A 3138-nucleotide genomic window follows, 5' to 3' on the forward strand; every position below is an offset into this window, starting at 1 on the left:
CCCGCTTTAGCATATCCTCTATTATTGTATATATTATAATCATTTGGGTTTAATTCTACAGCCTTATCATAATCTTCAATGGCTTCTTTATATAATTTGAGACCCGCTTTAGCATATCCTCTATTATTATAAAAATCGTAGTTACTTGAATTTAATTTTATTGCTGTATTTATATCATTTATTGCTTCGATATACTGATTTAATATATTTCTTATGCGCCCTTTGTAAAAATAGGCGTCAGCATAATTGGGATATAATTCTACTATAGTATTTAAAATAATAAATGCCTTATCATACTCTTTATCATCAATTAATCTATCAATATTGTATGAATTGTTTTTTAATAGATTATTTTTATCATAAGAAAGTGCATTATTTTTTAAACTATTAATTATGATATCAATTTTGCAATTATTATATGCTAGTTCTTTTTTGATATTTTCTATGCTATCAAATAAATCTCCTCTATTTTCTAATATGCATTCTTTTATGCTATGAATTTCATCTGCATCTTCACGCATTATATCAAGGTACTCTAATTTATCATAAAAAGAGTCTATTTTTTCTACTAATATTTGTATTTTTTTAAAAATATCATTTAAATCTTTATTATTCATTATCTAATACATTTATGAAATCATTTAATAATTGTTCTTTTTCTTCATATTCTTTTCTTTTTGGTTCTATTTCAGCTTCTTTTAATTTTCTGTTTTCCTCTATTTCATTTTTGATATTATCTATACTTTTTTCTATATTACTTATATTATCATTAATAGATTTGCTAATAGCCCCTAAAGAGTCATTTGTTATTTTATCTATATTTTTGTAGTATTCTTCTTTTGCATCATTAATTAATTCTTCAATATATGAAGATATTTTTCTTCCTCTTTCAGATGAATTCGAAATAGAAAGAAAAGATGAAAATTTTCTATCTGATAATGCTATATGTCTGGTGATATCATCAGAAAAAGTGTTTTTAAACCTTCTTATAATATTTTCAAAATCATATTCTACAGATCTAACATTGAAATCTATTTTGTTTTTATCAATAATATTTTTTATTTCCTCTATCATTGTATCAAATGTTTTTCTACTGCATTCTATAGTTGCTTTTTCTATATTATTTAATTTATCATAATATTTATTTCTAGTATCTGCAACTATTCTATCCATTTCAACAGTTTCATCAACAGTTGCTGTAAACTGATCATATCTTTTTTGTTTTTCAAATGTCTGAGCTGTTTCATCATAATCAACTTTGCTTGGTTTGTTTCCTGCGATAACGTTTGCAAATGATTTGACTGCTGATTTAATAGCTCTGCCTACAGTAGCAAAAGCATTTTTTATTGCTCCCCAAAATCCCATAATTAATCTCCTTCTTAATTATCTTAAATTTTGTTTTAATTCATTATTTGCTTCAAGCCATTTTTGTTTTAATTCATTAAATGCATTATTAACTTCTATCTTGCTTTCTTTTAAACTTTCCATCTCTTCATTTTTTGATAGAATATAGGCTTCTTTTTCATTCTCACTCATATCTAAAGTGCTTTTTATATCAGCAGTTTCTTTTTTTAGCTCATCTATTTTTATTTTTGTATCTTTTATGAGGTTAGAAAATTTTTTATTTAAATCTTTTAAAACTATGTCGCTTGAATGAACTAATATACTGTTTTTTAATAATCTATTTATATTATTAATATTAGTACTTTCTTTTATTTGTGATATATTTTTTTTAATAGCATTTAATTTCATTATTTTATATGCTTCTTCAGGATTTAAACTCTTATCTAGATTAGTATCATCTAGTTTTAAATTAATATCAAAACTTTTTGCGAATTTATCTATAACAAATATAGCATCTTCATCTACATCTTTTCCATTTTCTATATCTGACAAATGTTTATCCACATAAGAAGAAACACCTAATATATTACTGTTCATTATATTTTCATTTTTATACTTATCAATTAAATAATTAAACCATTCTTTTTTTTGCTTTAACCAATCAGATTTAGGGCTGTTCAATATATCCAATTTCGTACCCAATACTATAACTTTATAAATATCTTTTCCTACATTTTCAAAAACTTTTAGTATTGTTAATAATTCATCATTTGTTAAATTAGATGACTGAACACATACTATAACAGCATTAGCTCTTTTTATATAGTTATTTGTTATATCCGAACGATAGCTTACAACATCATTTAAACCAGGAGTATCCACAAACATAACCTCTTTGGGTATATTTTCATTATTAAGTCCTACAATAATTTCTTTTACAAAATAATGTTTGGCGCTTCTTTTTGATGTATATTCTCTTACTTTTTCTACTAAAGAGGACATATCAGTACAATTAATGATTAAATCAGATTTATTTAGATAATCATTTTTTATTGAGTCAGCATTTACAGATTCATATTCTCTTTTAAATACATTGCTTCTAAACTGCTTATCAGAATCTTCAACACTATCCCAAAGCTCTTTCCATTCTTCACTTGTATAAAATCTTATAATAAGATGATTTTTATCTGAATATTTAAATTTTGTTAGGGATGCTGTTTCTGGAGTAACTTCTGTTGAAGCTATATTTTCTTTTAAAAAAGCATTTATAAAAGTTGATTTTCCTGCTTTTATGCTTCCTACTATAGCAACTTGTAAATCAGGTTCTTTTATAAAATCTTTATGATCCTTTATCTGTTTTTCTATGTTAGAAAAATCTGAATTATTAAATACATTTTTTATATTTTTTAAATAATCTTCTAATATATTTAACTTTCTAATTTGCCTTTTAATTTCTATACTAATATTATCTAAAGAGGACATATTAAATCTCCAATAAAATATTATTAGTTATAACAATACATTATATTTTATAATAAGTCAATATAATTATTACTATAATATATTGATTTAAAACTTGTTATGATGTATAATAATAAATTCGTGGGGGAATGGTTTTTTTAGGGGTTCGATTCCCTTAACCCCCTCCTAATAAATTAATATAATAATATTTTTATAATTATTTTAATTTAATTTTTTACTCAAGATAAATTTTTAATTATAAGTAAAATCATTCTTACTAGTTTAAATTATAATAGACTTTTTTCAAAACTACTTGACAAGATTAAGTATAAA

General features: G+C 23.2%; 3 protein-coding genes. All 3 read right to left on the reverse strand.

Features of this window, described 5'->3' with window-relative positions; translation table 11 throughout:
* The coding region (locus tag EZH24_RS09280; RefSeq protein WP_137998877.1) for a tetratricopeptide repeat protein at positions 1-617 on the reverse strand (617 nt) is incomplete at its 3' end.
* Positions 610-1365 carry a hypothetical protein gene (locus EZH24_RS09285; RefSeq protein WP_137998878.1) on the reverse strand — a complete coding sequence of 252 codons (756 nt, stop codon included), beginning with the start codon at positions 1363-1365 and terminating at the stop codon, positions 610-612. The genes EZH24_RS09280 and EZH24_RS09285, both read right to left, overlap by 8 nt.
* 18 nt (positions 1366-1383) lie before the next feature.
* Entirely contained in the window at positions 1384-2826 is a 1443-nt protein-coding gene (locus EZH24_RS09290) for a dynamin family protein (protein WP_137998879.1), read from the reverse strand.
* Positions 2827-3138: the final 312 nt, after the last annotated feature.

The organism is Brachyspira catarrhinii, assembly GCF_005518285.1.
Lineage (GTDB): Bacteria > Spirochaetota > Brachyspiria > Brachyspirales > Brachyspiraceae > Brachyspira > Brachyspira catarrhinii.

Coding starts and splice junctions, on each gene's coding strand:
- EZH24_RS09285 (WP_137998878.1), bottom strand. CDS start 1,365: ATGGGATTTTGGGGAGCAATAAAAAATGCTTTTGCTACTGTAGGCAGA.
- EZH24_RS09290 (WP_137998879.1), bottom strand. CDS start 2,826: ATGTCCTCTTTAGATAATATTAGTATAGAAATTAAAAGGCAAATTAGA.